We start from the raw sequence: 24,674 nt of genomic DNA on the forward strand, positions 1-24,674 counted from the left end.
GGCCACCATAAGCCCGGCGCGCGGTGCCCACAACCGGGTTGAGGGAAGCCGCGCGCGGGATCCTCGCCAGCGCCTTAGAGATGGGCGACCAGCACCACCCAGGCGCTCAACGCCGCGGCCAGAACGGCAACATAGATGCCGTTCCAGACGAGGCCGACGCGGCGTGCGCTGACATGGCCGAAGGAGCCGATCAGCAGCGTTGTCGCCGTATAGGGCGAGGTCACGCCGGAGAGCGCCCAGCCCGCCGTGATCGCCACGATCAGCGCCGAGGGTTGGAGCCCTAGCTCGGCGGCTTCCGGCAACAGCGGCGCGATCAGCGCGACGGCCAGGATCGGGTTCATGCCAAGTTGCCCCGTGATGGGGATGATCCAGACCAGGGCGAGCATGACGACCCATCCGGGGACGGCGGCGAGGTCGTGGCCCGTCGCCGCCAGCAAGGGCGCGACCAGCGCGGAGCCGAGTGTCCCGATGAACCCCGCCGTCGTCAGCAGCACCAGTTCCGAGCGATAGCCTATCAGGTCTTCCATCGCGAAACGCCGGACCCGGGCGGTCAGGTGCCGGAACGTCCCGCCGGCGATGCCTCGGCTTTGGATCGCGATCCAGACGAGGCTGACGGTCGGCACCACCGCCATCACCACCGCGATGGTGCGCAGATGCGTCGCGGCCTGCAACGCGCCGACGGTGCCGACGAGCAATATCAGCAGCAGGAGAAGCGGCAGCAGGTCCCGCCGGGTTCCCGCCGGCGCCTGCGGCGGGGGGCGGGGGCCCTTGATCCGCGGCTTGACGATCCGGTCCACCGCCCAGCCGACGGTCAGCAACAGCAGTGACGTGACCGCGCAATAGGGCGCGGCGGCGGCCCAGCTCGCGCCTGGCACGAGGGAGAGCGAGATGGCCACGGCGAAGGCCAGCGGCGACCAGGGCAGGGTGGAGATGAAACCCCGCTGGATGGCGAGCAACATGCGCCGGGCGCGGACCGCGGCGATTTCCTTGTTGGGCTCGCGGGCGGCGCTGGCCTCCGCCAGACTGCCGAGCAGCGCGATCGCGCCGTAGCTCAGCACCAGTCCGAAGAGATGCCCGCCGACCGTCAGGGCCGCGTAGCGCCGGCCCGGCGGCTGTTCCGACAGATATTGTCCGCAACGCTGGATGGCGGGCGAGCCCCCGGCCGCATGGCGCAACCAGGCCAAGGCCACGAAGAAGCCGGCGATGAAGGCGGCGCTCAACAGCGCCTTCGCCAGGATGGCGCCGGCATCCTCGCGGCTGACGACGGCCCAAAGCGTCAAGCCCAGGCTCACCGCCAGGAAGGGCCAGCGCCCCTTCGGCACCCGTCCGGCCGCCAGAACGAGGAACAGAACGACGCCGCTGCCGGCCACCAGATAGAGCGGGCGCGCGCCCGTCCACTCCGCCACCACGACGGCGAGGGAGACGAGAAGAATCAACGAGCCTGTCAGTCGATCGAGCAAAGGGCGCGCCTTGACGGGGCGGTCTATGAAAACGCTAGGCTTCCACTAAAGCGCGGAGTGGCGCCTCCGGCAACCAGTCCGCCGGCACATCACCTGTGCCCGGGGCCGGGGCCGGGGGCGAAGGGCCGATGACCAGGGCGGGCCGATGACCAGGGCGGGCTGATGACTGGGGCAATCCGCGCGCCAAGGCCCGCGGTCCGCCGTCAGATACCCCGGTCGCGAAGCTGCTCCCCCCGCTCGGCCAGCAACCGGTCGAGCCAATCCGGGTCCATCTCCGGCACCGAGCTGAGCAGAAGGTCGGTGTAGGAATGGTGCGGCGGGGTGAACATCTCCGTCTTCGGTCCGGCCTCGACGACACGGCCCTTCTGCATGACCACCACCTCGTCGGCGATCGCCTTCACGGTCGCCAGATCGTGGGTGATGAACATGTAGGAGAGGTCGAGTTCGTCCTGCAGCTTGATCAGGAGCTTCAGGATGCCCTCGCCGACGAGTTGGTCGAGCGCGCTCGTCACCTCGTCGCACAGGATCACCTCCGGCTCCGCGGCCAGCGCGCGGGCGATGCAGATGCGCTGCTTCTGGCCGCCGGAAAGCTCGGTCGCCATCCGGTCGATATAATCGTCCGGTTCCAACTCGATCAGGGAGAGCAGTTCGCGGATGCGCTCCTCCTTCTTTCGCCCCTGGAGGCCGAGATAGAAGGAGAGCGGCCGTCCGATCACGTCACGGATCTTGTGCTTCGGATTGAGCGCGGTGTCCGGCATCTGATAGATCATCTGCATGCGGCGCAGATGATCCTTCGGGCGGCTCTTGAAGTCCGCCGGCAGCGGTTCCCCGTTATATTCGACATGGCCGGAGAGCGGCGGCAGAAGCCCGGTGATGACGCGCGCCGTCGTGCTCTTGCCCGAGCCGGATTCGCCGACCACGGCGACCGTGCGCTTCTTCGGTACGTCGAAGCTGACGTCATAGAGGACCTGCGCCTTGCCATAGGCGGCGTCGACCCGCTTGACCGACAGGATCGGCGTCTCGCCCTCGGGACGCTTCGCCTCCGCCTTCGACAGCTCGCGGACCGAGAGCAGGCGGCTCGTGTATTCCTGCTTCGGGCTCTCTATCATCGAGCGGGTCTCACCCTCCTCGACCAGATTGCCGTAACGCATGACCATGATGCGGTCGGCCATCTGGGCCACGACGGCGAGATCGTGCGTGACGTAGATCGCGGCCGTGTTGAACTGCTCCACGATGTCCTTGATCGCCGCCATAACCTCGATCTGCGTGGTGACGTCGAGGGCGGTCGTCGGTTCGTCGAAGATGATCAGGTCCGGCCGGCAACTCATCGCCATGGCGGTCATCATGCGCTGAAGCTGGCCGCCGGAGACCTGGTGCGGATACCGGAAGCCGATGGTCTCGGGATCCGGTAGATGCAGCCGGCCATAGAGGTCCTTCGCCGCCGTCTCCGCTTCCCGGCGATTCAGCACGCCGTGCAGCACCGGGGCCTCGCAATATTGGTCGATCAGCCGGTGCGCCGGGTTGAAGGCGGCGGCGGCGGATTGCGCCACATAGGCGATGCGGCTGCCGCGCAGGCGGCGTTTCTCCGCCGTGCTGGCCTTGGCCAGATCCACCCTGTCGAACCAGATCTCGCCGCCCGAGATGCGGCACCCGTCGCGGGCATAGCCCATGGCGGCGAGGCCGATGGTGGACTTGCCCGCCCCGGATTCGCCGATCAGGCCCAGCACCTCGCCTCGGCGCAGGGTCAGGTCCACGCCATGGACGATCTCGTGCCATTTCTCCTCGGAGCGGCCCTCGATGCGAAGGCCCTTCATGCGCAGGATGATGTCGTCGTCGTTCATCGTCATGTTCCCCTCGATCTCAGCTCTTCAGGCCGCTGGTCTTGTGCAGGAACCAGTCGACGACGAAGTTGACGGACACCGTCAACAGCGCGACCGCCGCCGCCGGGAAAAGCGGCGTCGGCAAGCCGAAGGTGATCAGCGTCGCCATCTCGCGCACCATCGAGCCCCAATCGGCGGTCGGCGGTTGCAGGCCGAGGCCGAGGAAGCTGAGCGAGGCGACGAACAGGAAGACGAAGCAGAAGCGCAACCCGAACTCCGCCGCCAGCGGGGCGGAGATATTCGGCAGAACCTCGTGCCGGATGATCCACCACAGCCCCTCGCCGCGCAGCCGCGCGACCTCGACATAGTCCATCACCACGATATTCATGCCGACCGCCCGGGCGAGGCGGAAGACCCGCGTCGAATCCAGGATGGCGATCACCAGGATCATGTTGATGACCGAGGTGCCGATGATCGTCAGGATGAGAAGCGCGAAGATCAGCGGCGGAATGGACATCAGCACATCGACGATGCGGCTCAGGATCTGATCGAACCACCCGCCCAGGACGGCGGCCAGAAGCCCCATGACCGCGCCGATGGCGAAGGTCAGGACCGTGGTGATGAAGGCGAGGCCGACGGTGTTGCGCGCGCCGTAGATGATGCGGCTCAACACGTCGCGGCCGATATGGTCGGTGCCGAGAAGAAAGCTCGGATTGTCGCCGATCGAGAGGCCGGCGACGTCCACCACCTCGGTCTCGCCATAGGGCGCGAAGATCGGCGCCAGGAGGGCGACCACGATATAGATCGATACCATGATCAGACCGAACCACGCCGTCGGCGGGGCGGTGCGGAGGAGCTTCCAGGTGTTCTGCGTTGCTTTCGACATTGTCCCGGTCCCCCTTACCGTGGATGCAACAGGCGCGGGTTGCTCAGGATCGAGAGAATGTCCGCGCTGAGATTCATCAGGATATAGGTAACCGCGAAGACCAGCGCCGAGGCCTGGACGACAGGCATGTCGCGTTTCACCACGCTGTCCACGAAAAGCTGGCCCAGGCCCGGATAGGCGAACACCACCTCGACCACCACGACGCCGACGATCAGATAGGCGAGGTTGATCGCCACCACGTTGATGATCGGGGACAGCGCGTTCGGCAGGGCGTGGCGGACGATGATGCGGCCGCGCGGGATGCCCTTGAGCCGCGCCATCTCGATATAGGGGCTGGCCATCAGATTGATGATCGCCGCCCGCGTCATGCGCATCATGTGCGCCATGGTGACGAGCGTCAGCGTCACCGCCGGCAGGAACAACATATAAAGACGGTCGGTGAAGGTCGTCGTCTCGTTCAATCGGGCGATCGACGGGAACCAGGCGTTCTGGACCGCGAAGAAATAAACCAGGATATAGGCGGCGAAGAATTCCGGCGAGGAGATCGCGGCCAAGGCCCCGACATTGACTCCCCGGTCATAGGCGCTGTTGCGATAGAGCGCCGCCAGGATGCCGAGCGTCAGCGCGATCGGCACCGCGATGCAGGCGGCGTAGGCGGCGAGGAAGAGGGTGTTGTAGACGCGGGGGCCGACCAACTCGGAAATCTGCCGCTCGCTCGCGAGGGACCGCCCGAAATCACCCTGAAGCACGTCGCCGAGCCAGATGAAGTAGCGCTCGACCGCCGGCTTGTCCAAGCCCAGGTTCTGACGGATCGCGTTGACCGTCTCGTCGGTGGCGGATTGACCCAGCAGGGCCTGCGCGAAATCCCCGGGCAGGAGTTCGACCGCCAGGAAGATGATCATGGTCACGACCCAGAGCGTCAAAAGCCCCAAGGCGAGACGCTGGCCGATCATTGTCAGGATTGCGCTCATGGATCTGTCACTGTCCCCCCGGGCCGACCGTCTCGCCCCGCATCGACGGATCCGATGTGCTCCTACCGGATTGTCCGTTCCGGCGATCGCCGGTTCCGCCGTCGCGAGGCCCCCCATGGCGGCCCGCGCCCATATCATGCCCCTTGGGTGATGGGGCGACCGAAGATCGGCGCCACCCCTCCCCATGATCAATGGAGAGAGGCGGCGCCGGTCCGCTTCAGACGCTTACGCCTTCCACCACCGCTCGGCGATCTTGAAACCGTCGAGCGCGTAGTTGGCACCGACCGTGTCGTGCGCCAGGCCGTCGGTATGCGCATCGACATAGCTGGCGAACAGCGGAACGATCGTCCCGCCGTCGTCGCGCACGATCTGCTGCATCTCGGCGTAGATCTCGGCGCGGCGCGCTTCGTCCAGCAGGGCGCGTGCCTCCGTCAGCAGATTGTTGAAGCGCTCGTTCGACCAATTGGTGTCGTTCCACGGAACACCCTCGGCATAGGCGGTCGTGAACATCTGATCCTCGGTCGGACGGCCGCCCCAATAGCACATGCAGAAGGGCTTCTTCATCCAGACATCCGACCAGTAGCCGTCATTCGGCTCGCGGACGACATTGACGTTGATGCCGGCGGCCGCGGCATGCTCTTTGAACAGGACGGCCGCGTCGACCGCGCCGGCGAAGGCGGCGTCGGCCGCGCTCAGATTGATCTCGACATTCTCCAGGCCGGCCTTCTTGGCATGGAACTTCGCCTTGTCGGGATCGTAGGCGCGTTGCTCGATATCCGCGTGATAGCGGTTCGCGGTGGCGATGGGGTGGTCGTTGCCGACCGCGCCATAGCCACGCAACACCTTCGCCAGAAGATCCTCGCGGTCGATCGCGTATTTCAGCGCCAGACGCGTGTCGTTGCTGCTGAAGGGGTCGACGTCGGTCAGCATCGGCATGGTGTAGTGCTGGGTGCCGGTCACTTCCAGCACCTCGACGCCCGGGCGGTTCTTGAGCAGATGAACCGTCTTCAGGTCCGCGCGCTCCATATAGTCGATCTCGCCCGTGGTCATCGCGTTGGTCCGCGCGGCCGTGTCGGTCAAAACCAGCATTTCGAAGGAGTCGAGATGCTGCCGGTCGTCGCCCTTGAAGTAATTCTCGAAGCGCGAGGTCATGGCGCTGACGCCCGGCTCGAAGGCTTCGAGCTTGTAGGGGCCGGTGCCGTCGCCCGAGGTCGCGTCCACATTGCCTTCACCGTCGGACGGCAGGATCGCGAGGTGATAGTCCGTCATATAGAAGGGGAAGTCGGCATTGCCGGCGGACAGCGTCACGACGACCGTGTAGTCCCCGTCGGCCTTGATGTCCTCGATCGCGGCCAGCAGCGGCTTGGCGGCCGACTGGCTGTTCTCGCCGCGGTGATGGTTGATCGAGGCGATCACGTCGGCGGCCGTCATCGTCTTGCCGCTATGGAATTCGACGCCCTCGCGCAGCTTGAAGGTCCAGACCTTGGCGTCCGGGCTCGCCTCCCAGCTTTCGGCCAGTTCCGGGCCGAGCTGACCGTCCGGCGTGACCTCGGTCAGTGAGTTGCGCAGCGTGCCGTAGCCGAGCACCTGGTTGAAGGTCGTGTCGAAGGTCGCGGGGTCGAGCGTGTCGGAGGTCGAGCCGGTGCCCATTCCGATGCGCATATGGCCGCCCTTCGAGGGCGCGGCCATCGCCGGGAAGGGCAGGCCGACCGTGCTGGCCGCGCCGAGCGCGCCGATCGCGGCGGCGCCGGCGAGAAAATCGCGTCGATTGATCCGCTTGGTCGCGTAAAGCCGTTGGAGTTCCTTGAACGTCATGATCTCACTCTCCTGTTATGAAGCGTGGTTAAGGCGATGGGCGGACGTTTCGCGCGACAGGCGGGCCGAAAAGCCGGACGACCGGCGGATTTCCGGACTCGCGCGGAACGCTGCGTCCGCTACGGGCCGGTACGCGGCCCGGATCGGTTCGCTCGATATGGCGCGCCCCGGATGAGGGCGGCCCGCTCGGTGTGTAGCCGTCATTGACGGTCGAGAGTCCCTGTTCGTCGCGACGCATCTTTATTCAGGCCGGCCTTCTGCTGGGCCGTGAACCTGCTTCGCATCGTCGTGAATGCGCGCATCAGAACATGGACGCCCGTAAACTCCAACCAAAAACAGGACGGAAAGTCGTTCCCGCATCGGGACTTATCCTAGCCATAAGTTGTTCTTTGGGCGGGGCGGTCGTTCGTGGCGTGGGGCCGGAGGCCCTATTTCCGCCCCATTCGTGCCCGGAAAACACCCGTCTTCCGTCCCGGCTCGGGCCCTATTGCCGGGCTTGAATACGCGCCATGAGCCCTTCCGTCGGAGGGGCGCGAGGATCGGAGTCGGAGACGGAACCGATGACCGTGCGCAATATTCAATCGGCGCGCAGCTTGGCGCGACTTTCGCTGGCGGCCTTCCTGATGTCGGCCGCGCTCGTGATGTGGATGGTGGCCTTCGTGCAGGCGGCCGCGAGTCAGGAACACCTGGCCGAGGCCGGGCCGCGGGTGGAAGGGGGCTCTTCCCAATCGGATAGCACCCTCCTGCTTGGAAATGGCTCGGGGGAGGCTGTGGGCGCGCGTCTTGTTTCCGCGCGCATGGCGACGGACGTTATGGGCCCCTTGGCGGAGACCCGCCTGCGCCAGGTTTTCATGAACGAGGGCGCGGCGAGCGACGAGGCCGTTTATCTCTTTCCCCTGCCGGCCGATGCCGCGCTGCACGCGATGACCATCCATGTCGGCGATCGCGTCATCGAGGGGGTCGTGCGCGAGCGGGAAAGCGCGCGCCAGATCTACGAGACCGCCAAGCGCGAGGGCGCCAATGCCGGTCTCGTCGAGCAGCAGCGCCCCAATCTCTTCACCACCCGCTTCGCCAATGTGCCGGCCGGCGCGACCGTCACGGTCGAACTTGCCTTCCAGCAGACCGCCAAGCGTGTTGGCGACGGGTTCGAACTCGTTCTACCCCAGGTCGTCACGCGCCGTTACATGCCCGACCTCGATGTCGCTGTAAGCGCGCCGGAGGAGGAGCTGTGGCGACGCTTCGCCGACTATGTTTCCGGCGCCGAGGCGATCGATATCTCGCAGAACGCCGGCGTCGGCTCCGAGACGATGCGCACCGGCGGCCATGCGCTCGATATGCTGGTGCGGCTGCGGCCCGGCGCGGCGCTCGCCGAGGTCGATTCCCCCAGCCACGATATCAAGGTGGACCGGACGGCGGAGGCGCGCGACGGCGGCAGCTATATCCTGCGTTTCGCCGACGGCCCGGTGACGGCGGCGCGTGACGTGGTGCTGCGTTGGCGGGCGCGGGCGGGCGATGCGCCGGCGGCCCAGGTCTTCGTCGAGAAGCGTGCCGACGGCATCTATCTGATGGGGCAGATCCTGCCGCCGTCGGCCGATAGCCTGATCGGGGCGGAGGCTCCGCGAGACGTCACCTTCGTGCTCGACACCTCCGGCTCGATGCATGGGGAGTCGATCGCGCAGGCGGTTGGCGCGCTCGCCCGCGCGGTCGAGGGGCTGCATACCCGCGATCGGTTCGACATCATCCGGTTTTCCGATAAATTCAGCCGTCTCTTCGGCGAACCCCGGCCCGCGACCGACGACAATCGGCGCCATGCGCGCAACCTGTTGGCGCATCTGGAGGCCGAGGGCGGGACGGAGATGCGCCCCGCGCTCAATGCCGCGCTGTCCGATCCGGCGCTGCCCGGCATGCTGCGTCAGATCGTCTTCCTGACCGACGGCGCGGTCGGCAACGAGGTTGAATTGTTCGCCGACGTCGCCCGGTCGCTCGATCAGGCGCGGCTCTTCACGATCGGCTTGGGGCCGGCTCCGAACGACTGGTTCCTGCGCAAGGCCGCCGCCTTCGGGCGGGGGGCCACGCTGCGCATCGACGATGCGTCCGAGGCCGGCGCGCGCATGGCGGATTTCTATAACCGGATCGGCCGGCCGGCTTGGACCGAACTCTCGCTGATGACGGTGGGCGATCCCGGCGCGGTGATCCGCTATCCCAGTCGCCTGCCCGATCTCTATCAGGGCGAGCCGGTGAATTTCGCGATCAAGCTGGAGCGCATGCCGCGTGCCTTGATGGTGACCGGCGCGCGGGGATCCCAACCCTTCTCGATCACCTTGCCGGCCGAGGACTTCCGGTCGGCGGAAGGTGTCGCCCGCCATTGGGGGCGGGAGCGGATCGCGGCCCTGATGGATCGTCTGCCGCTCGGCGCGAACGAAGCCGCGGTGCGCGAGGCGGTGCTGCAAACCGCGCTCGCCCATGGGCTCGCCAGTCGCTGGACCAGCTTCGTCGCGGTCGAGCGCCTCCACGATCCGGCCCGTCCGGGCGTGGAGGATACCGGCGCCGATCCGGTGGACGGTGATACCCGGTCCGCCATGCGTCAGGCGAGCCTCAGCATCGGGGGGCCGGCGACCGGCCTCGGCGATCTGACCGGGCCAGTGGCGCAAGGGGTCGGGCTCATCCTGATCGGCCTGGTGCTGTTGCTGGCGCTGCGGCCGCGCCGGAAGGCGGGGGAAGCGGCATGATGGGGCGAAAGGTGGTGACCATGACCGTGACGATGATGCGTCGTGTCGGGATCGGGCTCGCGATGCTCGCGATCGTTGGTGGGGTCGTCAGCCTGTGGCGCCCGGCGTTGCTCTGGGCCAAGGCCTGGGCGGCGCCGGTGATGATCGAGCATGCCTGGGAAAGCGCCACGCCGGGCGAGCCCGCGCCGCCGCCCTGGCCCTGGGCCGACGGCCGGCCGGTGGCGGTGTTGAGCGCGCCGGATCTCGGCATCGTGCGCTATGTCCTGGACGGCGCCAGCGCCCGGGTGCTGGCCTTCGGGCCGGCCCGGCTGTCCGGCGCGGGGCCGTTGAAGCCGACGATCCTGTTCGGCCATCGCGATACCCATTTCCGTTTCCTGGAGCGCATCGAGCCCGGCACGAAACTGACCTATACCGGCACCGACAGGTTGCCGCGCCGCTATATCGTGACGCGCACCCGGGTCGCGGATGCCCGAACGCTGCGGGTACCGGAGGATCCGGACGCGCTGGTCCTCGTTACCTGCTGGCCGTTCGAATCCTCGGCGGCGCTCACCAACGAGCGCTATGTGGTCACCGCCTGGCCGGCCGCGCGCGTGGCCAGTCCGGATTTGCCGTGAAGGCGCCCTGATCGCCACCCGCCCCCGTCCGTTCGTTCGTGTTTGTTCTCCCGGGGGGCCTGTTCCCGAGCCTCGCCAAGCGCTATATAGGCGGCATGGCCGACAGCACCCTCGATCTCAAGCCGCCGATGCCGGAAGGACGCGCCGCCAAGCTTTCCAAGGCGGTCGACCGGCCCTTGTCCGAAGGCGGCCGCCGCTTCGAAATCCAGTCCGACTATTCCCCCGCCGGCGATCAGCCGAAGGCGATCCGGGAACTGGTCGCGGGCGTCAACGAGGGGGAGCGTGATCAGGTCCTGCTGGGGGTCACCGGCTCGGGCAAGACCTTCACCATCGCGCATACGATCCAGACGGTGCAGCGTCCGGCGCTGGTGCTGGCGCCGAACAAGACGCTTGCCGCCCAGCTCTATGGCGAGATGAAGAGCTTCTTCCCGAATAACGCGGTGGAGTATTTCGTCTCCTATTACGACTACTACCAGCCCGAAGCCTATGTGCCGCGCACGGATACGTTCGTGGAGAAGGAAAGCTCGATAAACGAGCAGATCGACCGCATGCGCCACAGCGCGACCCGCGCGCTGTTCGAGCGCGAGGACGTGATCATCGTCGCCTCGGTCTCCTGCATCTACGGTATCGGCTCGCCCGAGACCTATTCCAACATGATCGTGGCGGTGAAGCTGAACCAGCGCCTGGACGTGCGCGACTTCCAGCGCGCGCTGGTGGAGCTTCAGTACAAGCGCAACGACAATAATTTCCAGCGCGGGACCTTCCGGGTGCGCGGCGATACGATCGAGGTGTTCCCGGCGCACTATGAGGATACGGCCTGGCGCTTCAGCTTCTTCGGGGACGAGGTCGACGCGATCCACGAGTTCGACCCGCTGACCGGCGAGAAGCGGGATGCGCTGGAGGAGGCGCGGATCTACGCGAACTCCCACTATGTCACGCCGAAACCGACGCTTCGTCAGGCGTCGGAAAAGATCAAGGTGGAGCTGAAGCAGCGGCTGGGCGCGTTCGAGGCGGCCGGCCGCCTGTTGGAAGCGCAGCGCATCGATCAGCGCACCACCTTCGATCTGGAGATGTTGGAGGCCACCGGCTCCTGCGCGGGGATCGAGAATTATTCGCGCTACCTGACCGGCCGAAACCCGGGGGAACCGCCGCCGACGCTGTTCGAATACCTGCCGGACGACGCGCTGCTGGTGGTGGACGAAAGTCACGTCACCGTGCCCCAGATCGGCGGCATGTTCCGGGGCGACTATGCGCGCAAGTCGACCCTGGCGGAATATGGCTTCCGTCTGCCGTCCTGTATCGACAACCGTCCTCTCAAGTTCGAGGAATGGGACGCCATGCGTCCGCAGACGATCTATGTCTCCGCGACGCCCGGCCCGTGGGAACTGGAGCGTACCGGCGGCGTCATCGTCGAACAGGTGGTCCGCCCGACCGGGCTGATCGATCCGCTCTGCGACATCCGCCCGACGGAGCATCAGGTGGACGACCTGCTGGACGAGTGCCGCAAGCGGGTCGAGCTTGGCCAGCGGGTGCTGGTCACGACGCTGACCAAGCGCATGGCGGAGGATCTGACCGAATATATGGGAGAGGCGGGGTTGAAGGTCCGCTATCTCCATTCCGACGTGGATACGCTGGAGCGGATCGAGATCATCCGGGATCTGCGCCTTGGCGCCTTCGATATCCTGGTCGGTATCAACCTTCTGCGCGAGGGGCTGGACATTCCCGAATGCTCCCTCGTCGCGATCCTGGACGCGGACAAGGAGGGGTACCTGCGCTCCAAGACGTCGCTGGTCCAGACGATCGGACGGGCGGCGCGCAATGTGGACGGCCGTGTCATCCTCTATGCCGATCGAATGACCGACAGCCTGCAATACGCGATCGACGAGACCAACCGGCGGCGCGAGAAGCAGCAGGCCTATAACGAGGAGCACGGCATCACGCCGGAAAGCGTGCGCAAGTCGATCGGCAATATCCTTGAAAGCGTCTATGAGCGCGACCGGGTGACGGTGGCCACCGGGGACGAGGCGCAGTCGCATCTGGTCGGCGTCGATCTGAAGCAATATATCCGCGATCTGGAAATCCGGATGCGCCAGGCGGCGGCCGATCTGGAGTTCGAGACGGCGGCGCATATGCGCGACGAGATCAAGCGCCTCGAAGCCTATGATCTGGAAATGCCGGCGCATCAGGCGCCGCTCGATCCCGATATCGCCGCCAAGCTGATCGCGCGTAACCCGGATGCCGTGCCGAAGGGCAAGGGGGCGAAAGGCCGGAAATCCACCAAGGGCCGGAAGGCGCGGGGACGATGACCGACGATGTCGATCCCGCGATTCCCCGCACCGCGCTGGTGACGGGGGGGGCGAAGCGTATCGGGCGGGCCGTGTGCGACGGATTGGCAGCCGATGGCTGGCGGGTCGCGCTGCATTACCACGGCTCCTCCGAGGAGGCGGACGAAGCCTGCGCGGAAATCGCAGCGGCCAGCGGTCGGACGGTGGTGCCGGTGCGTGCCGATCTTGCCGATCCGGCGGAGACGCGCGCCTTGATCGGTGCGGCGGTCGCGGCGGTGGGGCCGCTCGGTCTGCTGGTCAACAGCGCCGCGATCTTCGAGGGGCCTGACTGGCGCGAGACGACGGAGGGGGAGATCGACCGCCATATGGCGATCAATTTCCGCGCGCCCCTCGTGCTGATGCAGGAGTTCGCGCGCGCGCTGCCGAAGGACGCGGGGGGAACGGTCGTCAATATCATCGACCAGCGCGTCTGGAACCTGACCCCTTATTTCCCGGCCTATACCGCCTCAAAGACGGCCCTGTGGACGGCGACGCGGCAGATGGCATTGGCGTTGGCGCCGCGAATCCGGGTCAATGCGGTCGGCCCGGGCCCCACGCTGCAGGGGCCACGGCAGAGCCCCGCCGATTTCGAGGCGCAGTGGCGTGGCGTTCCTCTCGCCCGGCGCACGCGGGCGTCGGAAATCGCCGAGGCGGTCCTATTCCTGGCGCGTGCGCGCGCCGTCACGGGGCAGATGTTGGCGCTCGACGGGGGGGAGCATCTGGGCTGGCGTCAGGACAGTGACGGGACGGCGCCGGTGGAGTGAATCGGGTCTCCGTTGAAACACGGGTTTAATCTCGAATCGTGGGAATGGAGCATAAAAGACTGTTCCGGCAGGAGATTCTCTCTCACATGGCGGGAGGGCAAAAAGTTTTGCACAAGACGGATTTACTATAGTTTCGGTTCACGAAATAATGTCCAGAGCTATGCGAATGCAATATGTTAAGAAAAGGTTACCAGTAATATTGAGTGAAAACAAACAGTTAGAGCGTATTGCCCAAAAAGTCGGCAAACTGGTGGAAACCCCTAGGATTCTGGGGCTGCTGCTTTCGAGCCCCAGGTTGTGCACAGGCTTATCCACAGGAATCGTGGATATCTGGAAGAACGGCGCCGAGGGCGGCGAACAGGCCGCGTCGAATGGGTTAGGGACCGCAGAGGCATGACGAGCGGCAAGGCCGACAGAGACCGGGAAGCCGGCCCGTCCAATATGGGCCGAAGCGCCTCCGGCGCGCCGGAGGCGGCGGGGTTGTCGCGCCTGGAGGCCGGCGCGGCGGTGATCCGGGGCTATCTCGACCGGCTCGGTACCGGCCCCGGCGTCTATCGCATGCTGAATGCCAAGGAGGAGCCGCTCTATGTCGGTAAGGCCTCCAGCCTGAGGAAACGGGTGGCGACCTATGCCCGGCCGGAGCGCCTGCCGATCCGTCTCCAGCGCATGGTGGCCGAGACCGCCACGATGGAGTTCGTGACGACGGGCAGCGAGGTCGAGGCGCTGCTGCTTGAGAACAACCTGATCAAACGTCTCGCGCCGCGCTACAATGTGCTGCTGCGCGACGACAAGACCTTCCCCGATATCTGGATCCGCACCGACCACGACTATCCGCAGATCCTGAAGCATCGTGGCGCCCGCCGGGAGGGAGGGGAGTATTTCGGGCCCTTCGCCTCCGCCGGCGCGGTCAATCGCACGATCAACATGTTGCAACGCGCCTTTCTGTTGCGGAACTGCTCGGATTCGGTGTTCGAGAATCGCAGCCGCCCCTGCCTGCAATATCAGATCAAGCGATGCTCCGCCCCTTGCGTCGGGCGCATCGACCGCGAGACCTATGCTCGCGACGTGGCGCAGGCCAAGGCGTTCCTATCCGGTCGTGGGAAGGAGATTCACGACGATCTGGTGACGGAGATGCAGGCGGCCTCAGAGGCATTGGAATTCGAGCGCGCCGCGATGCTGCGCGACCGGATTCGCGCGATCGCCCATGTCCACGCCCAGCAGGACATCAATATCGAGGGGATCGCGGATGCCGACGTGGTGGCGCTTGAGAGCCAGGGCGGCCAAACCTGCATCCAGGCCTTCTTTTACCGCGGTGGGCGGAACAATGGGAACCGCGCCTATTTCCCAAGTCACGACAGTAAGATGGAGCGGGGCGAGTTGATCGCCGCCTTCCTCGGCCAGTTCTATGAAAATCGGCCTCCGCCGAAGCTGGTGTTGCTCAGCCACGAGCCGGCCGAGCGTGCCCTGATCGAGGAGGCGCTGGCGCTTAAGGCCGGGCGCAAGGTGGAGATCGCGGTGCCGGTGCGCGGCGCGAGGCGCAAGGCGGTGGATCATGCGACCACCAATGCGCGCGAGGCCCTGGAGCGCCGCCTGGCCGAGAGCGCCAGCCAGCGCAAGCTGCTCGACGGGTTGGCGGAACTTGCCGGGCTGGGCGCCGGGATCGAGCGGGTGGAGGTCTATGACAACAGCCATACCGGCGGGACCAAGCCGGTAGGGGGCATGATCGTCGCGGGCGTCGACGGGTTCCAGAAGAAGGAATATCGCAAGTTCAATATCCGCTCCGGCACCGCGCCGTCCGACGCGGAAGGGAACCTGGACGCGGACGACTACGCCATGATGCGCGAGGTGTTCGAGCGGCGTTTCGGGCGCGCGCTGAAGGAGGACCCGGAGCGGGAGAGCACGAACTGGCCCGACCTCGTCCTGGTCGACGGTGGGAAGGGCCAGCTTTCCAGCGTGCTTTCCGTGCTGGAGGAACTGGGCCTGGAGGCCGAGGTGCCGGTGATGGCCGTGGCCAAGGGGCCGGAGCGCGAGGCCGGCCGGGAGCGGATCATCCTGCCCGGCGCGACCGAACCCATCATGCTGCCGCCGCGCGATCCGGTGCTCTATTTCATCCAGCGGCTGCGCGACGAGGCGCACCGCTTCGCCATCGGCTCCCACCGCGTGCGCCGGGCGAAGGGGGCGACCGCCTCCCCCCTCGACGACGTGGCGGGCATCGGGGCGAAGCGCAAGAAGGCGCTGCTGCTCCATTTCGGCTCCGCCAAGGCGGTTGCCCGCGCCGGGGTCACCGATATCGCGCGGGTGGAGGGCATTTCGGAGACGGTCGCCCGCAAGATCTACGATCATTTTCACCCGGAGGGGTGAAAGAGGACCCTCCGCCTTCCCACCTATATCTTTCGACCAGCCCCGCCGACGACCACCGATTGCACGCGCGGCGCGGCACTTGTACTAATCTCCGGCGTCATTCGGATCGCCAGACCGCCAGACCGGGAGGGTTCCCGCCCCGCCATGCTGTTCAATCTTCCCAATCTGCTGACCCTGTTTCGGATCGCGGTGATCGTGCCGATCGTGGCCTTGTTCTTCTTCTTCGAGGCGGATTGGGCGCGCTGGACAGCCTTCGGGCTCTATGCGCTGGCCTGCATCACCGATTTCTTCGATGGCTATGTCGCGCGCCAGATGAACCTGGTCTCGCCGCTCGGCCGGTTCCTCGATCCGATCGCGGACAAGTTGCTGATCGCCGCGATTATCCTGCTCTTGGTGGCGGTCGGCGGGCTTTCGGGGGCGATCGTCGTGCCGGGGCTGATCATCCTGTTGCGGGAAATTACCGTGTCCGGTTTGCGGGAATTCCTGGCCGGGGTTCGGGTCGGCGTGCCGGTTTCCAATCTCGCCAAATGGAAGACGACGATCCAGATGCTGGCCTTCGGTTTCCTGCTGGTCGGGCCGGCCTCGCCCGCGATCATCCCCTCGCAGTTGATCGGGGAGGTTCTGGTATGGCTCGCGGCGGCGCTGACGCTGGTGACCGCCGTCGATTACCTGCGCGCGGGCCTGCGGCATATGACGGAGGAATAAGTCGTGAAGGCCCTCGGTATCGCCGGCTTCAGCGGCAGCGGCAAGACGACGCTGACGGTCAAGCTGATCCCGGCCTTGACCGCGCGTGGCCTCAGTGTTTCCACCATCAAGCACGCCCACCACGCCTTCGATGTCGATACGCCCGGCAAGGATTCCTACGAGCATCGCCATGCCGGCGCGCGGGAGGTGCTGGTCGGTTCCGCCCAGCGTTGGGCCCTGATGCACGAGCATCGCGGGGATGCGGAGCCGGGCCTCGACGACCTTCTGGCGAAGCTCGATCCCGTCGATCTGGTTCTGGTGGAGGGTTGGAAGCACGGCGCCCACCCGAAGATCGAGGTTCACAGGCCGAGCGTGGGAAAACCCCTGATCGCGCGCGAGGACCCGCATGTCATGGCCGTCATCAGCGACGAGGCGATCGATGGCTTGACCGTTCCTCTGCTTCCGCTGGACGATGTGCCGACGGTGAGCGCCTTCATCGCCGAGTGGCTCCGTCGCTAAAGACGGGTTTTATCGGGAGTTATCTCGGACAGGTTCGCACGGGACGGCAATGGCACGATTGACCGACGATTGCTTCGCTTTCGACGGGCCGCCGGTCACGGTGGAGGAGGCGCGTGCCCGTCTGTTGGCGCGGATCGGGCCGGTCGCGGGGGAGGAGACGGTGCCGCTCGACCGCGCGGCCGGGCGCGTGCTGGCGGCGGACGTGACGGCGCGGGTCGACGTGCCGCCCTATGACAACGCGGCGGTCGACGGCTTCGCGCTTCATGCCGACGACCTTCCCGTCGGGGGGGAGGTGGCGCTGCCCGTGACCGGGCGGGTCGCCGCCGGTCATCCCCTGGGGCGGCCCCAGCGGCGAGGGGAGGCGGTGCGCATCTTCACCGGCGCGCCCATCCCTCATGGGGAGGACGAAAGTGCCGCCGTCCCCGATACCGTGATGATGGTTGAGGACGCGCGCGTGGAAACCGGCATCGATGGGGTGGAGCGCGTCACCCTGCCCGCCGGTCTGGCGCGCGGTGCCAATCTCCGCCGGGCGGGGGAGGATGTGGCGGCCGGATCGATCGCGCTTCGGGAAGGGGTTCGACTTTCCCCGCCGGAGGTTGGGCTCCTCGCGGCACTCGGCTTGGATCGTGTGCCGGTGCGTCGCCCGCTTCGGGTCGCGCTCTTCTCCACGGGCGACGAGGTGGCGGTACCCGGCGGTCCGCTCGCGCCGGGCAAGCTCTATGATTCGAACCGCTATATGATCGGCTCCGCGTTGCGCGGGTTGGGGTTCGACGTGCGCGATCTCGGCATCCTGCCGGACCGGCGCGCGGCGATCGAGGGCACCATGACGGCCGCCGCGCGGGAGGCGGATGCGATCCTTTCCACGGGCGGTATGTCGATGGGGGAGGAGGATCATGTCCGCGCGGCGATCGAGGCGCTGGGGCGGCTTTCCTTCTGGCGTATCGCGATCAAGCCGGGGCGCCCCGTCGGCATGGGGATGCTGCCCGACGGGAGCGGCGGGCACACGCCCTTCGTCGGCCTGCCGGGCAATCCGGTGGCGGCGCTGACCACCTTCGTCCTTCTGGCGCGCCCGATGCTGCGCGCGCTGCAGGGAGAGCGGGTGACGGAACCGCGATGCTTTCCCGTGACCCTCGGTTTCGCGTACAAGAAGAAGGCGGGGCGGCGCGAATATCTGCGCGTCGCGTTGGAGACGCCGTCCACCGCCGGATCGTTGGAAGGGGCGCCCACCGCCTCGGCCATGGCCCTGCCGGTCGCGCGGCGGCACGGCAAGGGAGGTTCCGCCATGCTGTCCTCCCTCGTCGGGGCGGACGGTTTCGTGGACGTGGCGGAGGATCGCACCCATCTGGAGGAGGGTGAGACGGTGGCCTTCCTGCCATTCAGCGAGGTGTTGCGATGAAACTGCTCTATTTCGCCTGGTTGCGCCAGAAGATCGGCGTCGGGGAGGAAACGATCGACCTCCCCGCCGATATCGCCGATGCGCGCGGCCTCGTCACCTGGCTCAAGGGCCGGGGCGAGGGGTACGAGATCGCCTTCCGCGACCTCGACGCCATCAAGCTCGCGGTCAATCAGGACTATGCCGATCTCGACGCGCCGGTGAAGGCGGGCGACGAGGTGGCCTTCTTCCCGCCGGTCACGGGGGGCTGAGCCCTTGGCAATCCGGGTGCAGCGGGAGGATTTCGACGTCGGCGCCGAACTGGCGGCGTTGGGCGCGGGCAATCACCGGATCGGGGGGATATGTTCCTTCGTCGGGCTGGTGCGCGACATGAACGAGGGCGCGGGCGCGTCGGAGGGGGTCAGCGCCATGACCCTCGAACATTATCCCGGCATGACGGAGAAGCAGTTGGCGGCGATCGACGCGGAGGCGCATCGGCGCTGGCCGCTGGAGGCGTCGCTGGTCGTCCATCGTCATGGACGGCTGGAGCCGGGCGACCGGATCGTCCTGGTCGCGACCGCCAGCCCGCACCGCGAGGCCGCCTTCGAGGCGTGTCATTTCCTGATCGACTGGCTGAAGACCAAGGCGCCCTTCTGGAAGGTTGAGGAGAGCGCGGAGGGTGCCGCCCGTTGGGTCGAGGCGCGGGAAAGCGACGATGCCGCTGCGGCCCGTTGGGCGGCGGTGGACGGAAAGGAAGGATGACCCATGCACCTGGAAGGGTCCTGCCATTGTCGCGCGGTCACCTTCGCGCTGGAAGCGCCGCACCCGGTGCCTTTCGCGCGCTGCTATTGCGAGATTTGCCGCAAGACGGCCGGGGCCGGCGGCTTCGCCATCAATATCGGCGGCGTCGCGGACAGCCTGCAGGTGTCGGGGGAGGAGAACATCACCCGCTATCGCGCGGTCCTGCGTGACGACACCGGGGCCGTCACCGGCGAAAGCCCGATGGCGCGCAGCTTCTGCAAGCGGTGTGGTTCTCAACTCTGGGGCTGGGACCCGCGCTGGCCGGACCTGATCCACCCCCATGCCTCGGCCATCGATACGCCGCTTCCCACCCCGCCGGAGCATGTGCATCTGATGCTGGGATCGAAGGCCCCTTGGGCGGAACCGGCGGTGGCCCCGAAGGACAAGAGTTTCGAGGGCTATCCCGACGAGTCGCTGGCGGCCTGGCACGAGCGGTTGGGGTTGGAGGGGTAAGTAAGGCACGCCCTCCCTTCCGGTTCCGATTTATATGAAGGCCGTGCAAGTGATATGGCCGTGCAAGGAAAAACCCCGGCGCCATGCGGGCGCCGGGGCTTTTGATCAGGGTCCGCCGTTCGGGAAGGTCCCTTACCGCTCCAACGCCTTCACGATGTCCTCGCACATCTTCTTGGCGTCGCCGAAGAGCATGGTGGTGTTGTCGCGGAAGAACAGCTCGTTCTGCACGCCGGCATAGCCGGGCGACATGGAGCGTTTCACGAACAGCACCTGCTCCGCCTCCTCGACATTGAGGATCGGCATGCCGTAGATCGGCGAGGCTTGGTCGGTCTTGGCGGCCGGGTTGGTGACGTCGTTCGCGCCGATGACGAAGACCACGTCGGTGCTGGAGAAGTCGCGGTTGATCTCCTCCAGTTCCAGCACGTCGTCGTAATCGACATTGGCTTCCGCCAGCAGCACGTTCATATGTCCCGGCATGCGGCCCGCGACCGGGTGAATGGCATAGCGTACCTGCGCGCCGTTCGACTTCAGCAGTTCCGCCATCTCGCGCAGCGCGTGCTGCGCCTGGGCCACGGCCATGCCGTAGCCGGGGACGATGATAACGCTTTCCGCCTGCTTCATCATGAAAGCCGCGTCCTCCGGCCCGCCGGACTTGACCGGCCGGTCGTCGTCGCCCGCGGGGCCGGCGCCTCCGCCGCTCTCGCCGCCGAAGCCGCCCAGGATCACGTTGAAGATCGATCGGTTCATGCCCTTGCACATGATGTAGCTGAGGATCGCGCCCGAGGCGCCGACCAGCGCGCCGGTGATGATCAGCGCCGTGTTGGCCAGCGTGAAGCCGATGCCGCAGGCCGCCCAGCCGGAATAGCTGTTTAGCATCGAGACGACGACCGGCATGTCCGCCCCGCCGATCGGCAGGATGAGGAGCAGGCCGATCGCGAAGCTCAGCAGCACGATGGCCCAGAATACCCAGGGCTCCTGCACCATGCAGAACCAGACGACCAAGCCCAGCAACAACAGGCCGAGCGCGGCGTTCAGCAGATGCTGCCCCGGAAAGACCAGCGGCTTGGAGCCGAAGACGCCCTGCAGCTTGCCGAAGGCGACGACCGAGCCGGTGAAGGTCACGGCGCCGATGGCGGTGCCGAGGCTCATCTCGATCAGCGAGGCGACGGCGATGTGCCCGGCCGTGCCGATATCGTAGGCGCCCGGATTGTAGAAGGCGGCGGCGGCCACGAAGACCGCGGCCAAGCCTACCAGGCTATGGAAGGCCGCGACGAGTTGCGGCAGGGCGGTCATCACGATCTTCTTGGCGATCACCGCGCCGATCACGCCGCCGATGACGATGCCGGCGATGATCCATTCATAGCTGACCACGTTCGGCATCAGGATCGTGGTGATGACGGCGATGGCCATGCCGGCCATGCCAAAGCGATTGCCGTTCCGGGCGCTTTCCGGATGGCTGAGGCCGCGCAATGCCATGATGAAGCAGATTGCGGCGACGAGGTAGGCGAATCCAGCCCACTGCATGGCTTAGCTCCCTTCCGTGTGCCGTTACTTCTGCTTCTTCCTGAACATCCCCAGCATCCGGTTCGTTACCAGGAAGCCGCCGAAGATGTTCACGCTGGCGAGCACGATCGCCACGAAGCCGAAAATCTTGGAAATGTCCGACCCTTCCGGGCCGGCCGCGATCAGCGCCCCGACGATGATCACCGACGAGATCGCGTTGGTGACACCCATCAAGGGCGAGTGCAGCGCGGGCGTCACCGACCAGACCACGTAATAGCCGACGAAGCAGGCCAGCACGAAGGCGGTGAAGAGAAAGATGAACGGCGTGTGACCGCCGCCGGCGGCCGCGGCCTCGGCCGCGGGCTGCGCCATCTGGGCCGCCTGGGAGGCCAGTTCCCCCGCCTTCTCGGCGAGTGTCCGGGCCTCCTCCTGCAGGCTCTGCGCCTGCTGTAAAAGCTGCTGCTTGTCCATCGCCTCAGCCCTCCTTGCTGCTGTCGGCGTCGCCGGCGCTGTCGGTGGCGTTCGTCGTCTTGCTCACCGCGCCCGCCGGGGCCTTCGTTTCCTGCCCGGCGCCGGCGGCCGCATCCGGCTTGGCCGGCTCTGGCTGCTTGGTCTCGGCCGACTTCGCCGCCGATGCTTTTGACGAGGTCTTCTTGGCGGTCGATTTCTTGGCCGCGCCCTTCTTCGCGCCGGTCTTCTTCGCGCCGGCCTTCTTGGCGGATGCTTTCTTGCCCGTCGGTTCCTTGCCCGTCGTCTTCGCGGCATCGGACACGCGCTCATGGACGATCCTACCGCCTTCGCAAACCAGCGTGCCCTGCACGACCTGATCCTCGTGATCGATCTTGAGCGCCTTGGTCTCCTTGTCGATCAGGGGGGTGAGGAAATTGAGCAGGTTGCGCGCGAAAAGCTGGCTCGTCGCCTCGGCAAGGCGGCTGGGGACGTTCGGATGGCCGATAAGCGTCACGCCGTGCTTCTCCACCACCTTGCCGAATTCGGTCAGCGGGCAGTTGCCGCCGCTTTCCGCCGCGAGATCGACGATCACCGCGCCCGGCTTCATCGACTTCACATGATCCTCGGTGACCAGCACCGGCGCCTTGCGGCCCGGAATCTGGGCGGTGGTGATCACGATATCCATCTTCTGGATTTCCTTCGCGATCAGGTCCGCCTGCTGCTTCTTGTAGTCGTCCGACATCTCCTTGGCGTAACCGCCGTCGGCCTGCGCCTGCTGGAACTCCTCGTTCTCGACCGCCAGGAACTTGCCGCCCAGCGATTCGACCTGCTCCTTGGTGTCGGGCCGCACGTCGGTGGCATGGACCACGGCGCCCAGGCGCTTCGCGGTGGCGATCGCCTGCAGCCCGGCGACGCCGACGCCCATGACGAAGACATTGGCCGGATTGATGCGGCCGGCCGCCGTCGACATCATCGGCAGCGCGCGCGGGAAATACTGAACCGCGTCCAGCACCGCCTTGTAACCCGCCATGTTCGCCTGGCTGGAGAGGATGTCCATGGATTGCGCGCGGGTGATGCGCGGCACCAGTTCCATGGCGAAGAGGCGCACGCCCTTTTCCGCCAGTTGCGTCATCAACGCCGGCTCGGTCAGCGCGTTCGCCTGGCAGAGCAGGGTCTGCCCCTTGGCGAAGAGGCCGATCTCCTCCGCCGTCGGACGCTGGATCTTCAGGACCACGTCGGCGCCCTTGACGGTGGCGGCGGGATCCTTGGCGATCCTGGCGCCCGCCTCCTCGAAGGCCGTATCATGCAGGGCCGCGCCCGTGCCGGCCCCCGTCTCGATCGTGACCTCGCAGCCCAGATCGATGAATTTCTTAACGCTGTCGGGCGAGGCGGCGACGCGCAACTCGTGCGCTCGCCGCTCCTTTAGAATGGCGATCTTCATGGTGCGTCCGTTCGCGAGGCTATGCCGTGGCGCCCCGTCCCTTATCTGCCGTTGTTCGTCGGCGGCCCGATGGTCGGGTGCCCTCGATGATGTTCCTCGGGTCGCGCGGCTTGTTGGCCGGCCCGACCGTCGTAATAGAGTTTACTCCCTCCCGAGCCTATCCCGTTAGGGCGGCGTAATGGCAAGAAGTTAATTAAGGGCTTCGCGCGCATGTGCCAAGGGGGTGGCGGAAAAAAGGCGACAATAGGGCACGGAGAAGCCGTACGCGTCGTACGTGCCGAGAGGGCGGGCGGCATGGGGCGCGGGGGGGATTGGCCCACCTTGCGTCAGGATGAAAGCCCCACCGTTCGCAGCGCTTCCGCTTGCCGTGCCTCCAGCCGCTTCGGATCGAAATCGGCGATCAGATCGTGGAACATCCGGTGCCAGTTTATCTCGGCCCTGAGATGCATGAAGACCGATCCGAGCCCGATCGCCGCGCGGTCCATCAGGACGAACTCCCGGGGCGGTTCGACCCCGCCGACGCGTTTCAACTCCTTGTGCACCTTGGCCGCGACCTCCGCGCCGTAGCGACCGGATTCCTGATCCTGGATTCGTTGCACCGAGTCCTGCATCAAGGGCTTATAGAGAAAGCGGGCCCAGATATTCAGAATTTCCAACAAATCATGGTCGATCCTCTCGAATCCCCAGCATTCGTACGCGTACACGGCTCGCTCCATGTCGTCCTGGTCGAGCGCGTGATAGAGTTCGATGACCCCTTCCACGAAGCGGGCGGGGAAGATTCGGATGCAGCCAAAGTCCAGCAGGTTGATGCCGAAATCGTCGCGCACCTGATAATTGCCCATGTGCGGATCGCCGTGGATCACGCCGTAATAATAGAAGGGCGTGTACCAGGCCTTGAACATCGATCGGGCGATGGCGTTGCGCGTCTCCGGCTCGGCGTCCCGGAAATCCATCAGCGGCCTGCCGGAGAGCCAATGCATGGTCAGCAGCCGTTTGGTGCAGAGGTCCGGCACCGTGGTCGGGACCGTAACCTCCGGCACGTCCGCCAGCATCAGGTCGTAGAGCGCGATGGCGCGGGCCTCGCGCTCGTAATCCAGTTCCTCGCGCAGCCGTTCGGAGAGTTCCTCATAGATGCGGCGGGTGGAAATCGCGTCGTCATAGCGCTTATAGATCGAGAAGATCAGCTTGAGTTGCTTCAGGTCGCTTTCGATCGCCGATCCCATCTCCGGATATTGCAGTTTGCAGGCGACCGGCGTGTCGTCCTCCAGCCATGCCTTGTGCACTTGGCCGAGGGAGGCGGCGTGCGCGGCATCGCGCTCGAAGCGCTTGAAACGGGTCTGCCACTTCTCTCCCAGCTCGCCCCGCATTCGGCGGCGCACGAAGGGGAAGCCCATCGGCGGCGCGTTGGTCTGGAGTTGGCGCAGCTCGTCCGCATATTCCGTCGGGATCGCGTCGGGAATGGTGGCCAGGATCTGCGCCACCTTCATTACCGGCCCCTTGAGGCCGCCCAGCGCCTGGGTCAGTTCGGCCGCGTATTTCGAATTGTCGAGCGTGCGCCCCAGATAGCGCGACGCGCCCAGCCGCGCGCCGATCCCCGCCATGGCGGTGCCGACGCGGGCATAGCGCTTGGCCTGGCCGTAGAATGTGTTTTCATCCGTCATGGGGATGCATGGCTCCTCGCTCCTGTCCCCCCGATACGTATGATCC

At 66.3% G+C, this 24,674-nt stretch carries 19 protein-coding genes and 1 pseudogene; 11 read left to right on the plus strand and 9 right to left on the minus strand.

Translation table 11 applies throughout. The annotated features are described in order from the left end of the window. Positions 1 to 74: 74 nt before the first annotated feature. From KAJ83_RS06515 to KAJ83_RS06535, 5 genes are all read right to left on the minus strand, one after another. On the minus strand, positions 75 to 1,460 hold the full coding sequence (locus tag KAJ83_RS06515; protein ID WP_210681217.1) for a hypothetical protein: 1,386 nt from the start codon (positions 1,458 to 1,460) through the stop codon (positions 75 to 77). A 203-nt stretch (positions 1,461 to 1,663) separates the two neighbouring features. Continuing rightward, entirely contained in the window at positions 1,664 to 3,307 is a 1,644-nt protein-coding gene (locus KAJ83_RS06520; RefSeq protein WP_246484271.1) for an ABC transporter ATP-binding protein, read from the minus strand. A 13-nt stretch (positions 3,308 to 3,320) separates the two neighbouring features. Beyond that, positions 3,321 to 4,166 (minus strand): ABC transporter permease, encoded by an 846-nt coding sequence (locus KAJ83_RS06525; RefSeq protein WP_210681218.1) that lies wholly within the window; start codon positions 4,164 to 4,166, stop codon positions 3,321 to 3,323. A 14-nt stretch (positions 4,167 to 4,180) separates the two neighbouring features. Further along, positions 4,181 to 5,137, minus strand: coding sequence for an ABC transporter permease (locus KAJ83_RS06530; RefSeq protein ID WP_210681219.1), 957 nt, complete (start codon positions 5,135 to 5,137; stop codon positions 4,181 to 4,183). A 225-nt stretch (positions 5,138 to 5,362) separates the two neighbouring features. Further along, the gene (locus KAJ83_RS06535) at positions 5,363 to 6,952 is read right to left on the minus strand and encodes an ABC transporter substrate-binding protein (protein WP_210681220.1); all 1,590 of its coding nucleotides are present in this window, start codon (positions 6,950 to 6,952) and stop codon (positions 5,363 to 5,365) included. Between the two features lie 560 nt (positions 6,953 to 7,512). Here KAJ83_RS06535 and KAJ83_RS06540 point away from each other — a divergent pair. The 11 genes from KAJ83_RS06540 (at position 7,513) to KAJ83_RS06590 (ending at position 19,573) form a co-directional block, all read left to right on the plus strand. Further along, positions 7,513 to 9,681, plus strand: a complete 2,169-nt coding sequence (locus tag KAJ83_RS06540; RefSeq protein ID WP_210681221.1) for a marine proteobacterial sortase target protein — start codon at positions 7,513 to 7,515, stop codon at positions 9,679 to 9,681. Continuing rightward, complete coding sequence (locus KAJ83_RS06545; RefSeq protein ID WP_210681222.1) at positions 9,678 to 10,295, plus strand: class D sortase; 618 nt, start codon at positions 9,678 to 9,680, stop codon at positions 10,293 to 10,295. Before KAJ83_RS06540 ends, KAJ83_RS06545 begins: the two co-directional genes overlap by 4 nt. Before the next feature lie 128 nt (positions 10,296 to 10,423). Continuing rightward, positions 10,424 to 12,601: an excinuclease ABC subunit UvrB gene (gene uvrB, locus KAJ83_RS06550; protein WP_210681293.1), complete on the plus strand. Its 2,178-nt coding sequence runs from the start codon at positions 10,424 to 10,426 to the stop codon at positions 12,599 to 12,601. Next, positions 12,598 to 13,383: an SDR family oxidoreductase gene (locus KAJ83_RS06555; RefSeq protein ID WP_210681223.1), complete on the plus strand. Its 786-nt coding sequence runs from the start codon at positions 12,598 to 12,600 to the stop codon at positions 13,381 to 13,383. Before uvrB ends, KAJ83_RS06555 begins: the two co-directional genes overlap by 4 nt. A gap of 441 nt (positions 13,384 to 13,824) precedes the next feature. After that, a complete protein-coding gene (gene uvrC, locus KAJ83_RS06560) occupies positions 13,825 to 15,744 on the plus strand; it encodes an excinuclease ABC subunit UvrC (protein ID WP_210681294.1) in 1,920 nt (639 codons plus the stop codon). Between the two features lie 144 nt (positions 15,745 to 15,888). After that, the gene (gene pgsA, locus KAJ83_RS06565) at positions 15,889 to 16,449 is read left to right on the plus strand and encodes a CDP-diacylglycerol--glycerol-3-phosphate 3-phosphatidyltransferase (RefSeq protein ID WP_210681224.1); all 561 of its coding nucleotides are present in this window, start codon (positions 15,889 to 15,891) and stop codon (positions 16,447 to 16,449) included. A gap of 3 nt (positions 16,450 to 16,452) precedes the next feature. After that, on the plus strand, positions 16,453 to 16,947 hold the full coding sequence (gene mobB / locus KAJ83_RS06570) for a molybdopterin-guanine dinucleotide biosynthesis protein B (protein WP_210681225.1): 495 nt from the start codon (positions 16,453 to 16,455) through the stop codon (positions 16,945 to 16,947). Between the two features lie 49 nt (positions 16,948 to 16,996). Next, on the plus strand, positions 16,997 to 18,343 hold the full coding sequence (locus tag KAJ83_RS06575) for a molybdopterin molybdotransferase MoeA (RefSeq protein WP_210681226.1): 1,347 nt from the start codon (positions 16,997 to 16,999) through the stop codon (positions 18,341 to 18,343). After that, positions 18,340 to 18,591: a molybdopterin converting factor subunit 1 gene (gene moaD, locus KAJ83_RS06580; RefSeq protein WP_210681227.1), complete on the plus strand. Its 252-nt coding sequence runs from the start codon at positions 18,340 to 18,342 to the stop codon at positions 18,589 to 18,591. The genes KAJ83_RS06575 and moaD overlap by 4 nt, the downstream gene beginning before the upstream one ends. Positions 18,592 to 18,595: 4 nt before the next feature. Further along, complete coding sequence (locus KAJ83_RS06585; RefSeq protein WP_210681228.1) at positions 18,596 to 19,081, plus strand: molybdenum cofactor biosynthesis protein MoaE; 486 nt, start codon at positions 18,596 to 18,598, stop codon at positions 19,079 to 19,081. A 3-nt stretch (positions 19,082 to 19,084) separates the two neighbouring features. Beyond that, entirely contained in the window at positions 19,085 to 19,573 is a 489-nt protein-coding gene (locus KAJ83_RS06590) for a GFA family protein (protein WP_210681229.1), read from the plus strand. A 132-nt stretch (positions 19,574 to 19,705) separates the two neighbouring features. On the opposite strand, the gene KAJ83_RS06595 is transcribed toward KAJ83_RS06590, so the two are convergent. From KAJ83_RS06595 to KAJ83_RS06610, 4 genes and pseudogenes are all read right to left on the minus strand, one after another. Further along, a complete protein-coding gene (locus KAJ83_RS06595) occupies positions 19,706 to 21,097 on the minus strand; it encodes an NAD(P)(+) transhydrogenase (Re/Si-specific) subunit beta (RefSeq protein ID WP_210681230.1) in 1,392 nt (463 codons plus the stop codon). Between the two features lie 24 nt (positions 21,098 to 21,121). Next, complete coding sequence (locus KAJ83_RS06600) at positions 21,122 to 21,547, minus strand: NAD(P) transhydrogenase subunit alpha part 2 (RefSeq protein WP_210681231.1); 426 nt, start codon at positions 21,545 to 21,547, stop codon at positions 21,122 to 21,124. A 223-nt stretch (positions 21,548 to 21,770) separates the two neighbouring features. Then, positions 21,771 to 22,967, minus strand: a pseudogene (locus tag KAJ83_RS06605) (Re/Si-specific NAD(P)(+) transhydrogenase subunit alpha); the annotation flags it as partial. A gap of 326 nt (positions 22,968 to 23,293) precedes the next feature. Beyond that, complete coding sequence (locus tag KAJ83_RS06610) at positions 23,294 to 24,628, minus strand: ABC1 kinase family protein (RefSeq protein ID WP_210681233.1); 1,335 nt, start codon at positions 24,626 to 24,628, stop codon at positions 23,294 to 23,296. Positions 24,629 to 24,674: the final 46 nt, after the last annotated feature.

It is taken from the genome of Marivibrio halodurans (genome assembly GCF_017963645.1).
Lineage (GTDB): Bacteria > Pseudomonadota > Alphaproteobacteria > UBA8366 > Aestuariispiraceae > Marivibrio > Marivibrio halodurans.

Excerpts from the sequence above, each read along its gene's own strand:
- KAJ83_RS06520 (WP_246484271.1), bottom strand. The coding sequence starts at position 3,307 with ATGACGATGAACGACGACGACATCATCCTGCGCATGAAGGGCCTTCGC.
- KAJ83_RS06525 (WP_210681218.1), bottom strand. The coding sequence starts at position 4,166 with ATGTCGAAAGCAACGCAGAACACCTGGAAGCTCCTCCGCACCGCCCCG.
- KAJ83_RS06530 (WP_210681219.1), bottom strand. The coding sequence starts at position 5,137 with ATGAGCGCAATCCTGACAATGATCGGCCAGCGTCTCGCCTTGGGGCTT.
- KAJ83_RS06535 (WP_210681220.1), bottom strand. The coding sequence starts at position 6,952 with ATGACGTTCAAGGAACTCCAACGGCTTTACGCGACCAAGCGGATCAAT.
- KAJ83_RS06540 (WP_210681221.1), top strand. The coding sequence starts at position 7,513 with ATGACCGTGCGCAATATTCAATCGGCGCGCAGCTTGGCGCGACTTTCG.
- KAJ83_RS06545 (WP_210681222.1), top strand. The coding sequence starts at position 9,678 with ATGATGGGGCGAAAGGTGGTGACCATGACCGTGACGATGATGCGTCGT.
- uvrB (WP_210681293.1), top strand. The coding sequence starts at position 10,424 with ATGCCGGAAGGACGCGCCGCCAAGCTTTCCAAGGCGGTCGACCGGCCC.
- KAJ83_RS06555 (WP_210681223.1), top strand. The coding sequence starts at position 12,598 with ATGACCGACGATGTCGATCCCGCGATTCCCCGCACCGCGCTGGTGACG.
- uvrC (WP_210681294.1), top strand. The coding sequence starts at position 13,825 with ATGGGCCGAAGCGCCTCCGGCGCGCCGGAGGCGGCGGGGTTGTCGCGC.
- pgsA (WP_210681224.1), top strand. The coding sequence starts at position 15,889 with ATGCTGTTCAATCTTCCCAATCTGCTGACCCTGTTTCGGATCGCGGTG.
- KAJ83_RS06575 (WP_210681226.1), top strand. The coding sequence starts at position 16,997 with ATGGCACGATTGACCGACGATTGCTTCGCTTTCGACGGGCCGCCGGTC.
- moaD (WP_210681227.1), top strand. The coding sequence starts at position 18,340 with ATGAAACTGCTCTATTTCGCCTGGTTGCGCCAGAAGATCGGCGTCGGG.
- KAJ83_RS06590 (WP_210681229.1), top strand. The coding sequence starts at position 19,085 with ATGCACCTGGAAGGGTCCTGCCATTGTCGCGCGGTCACCTTCGCGCTG.
- KAJ83_RS06595 (WP_210681230.1), bottom strand. The coding sequence starts at position 21,097 with ATGCAGTGGGCTGGATTCGCCTACCTCGTCGCCGCAATCTGCTTCATC.
- KAJ83_RS06600 (WP_210681231.1), bottom strand. The coding sequence starts at position 21,547 with ATGGACAAGCAGCAGCTTTTACAGCAGGCGCAGAGCCTGCAGGAGGAG.
- KAJ83_RS06610 (WP_210681233.1), bottom strand. The coding sequence starts at position 24,628 with ATGACGGATGAAAACACATTCTACGGCCAGGCCAAGCGCTATGCCCGC.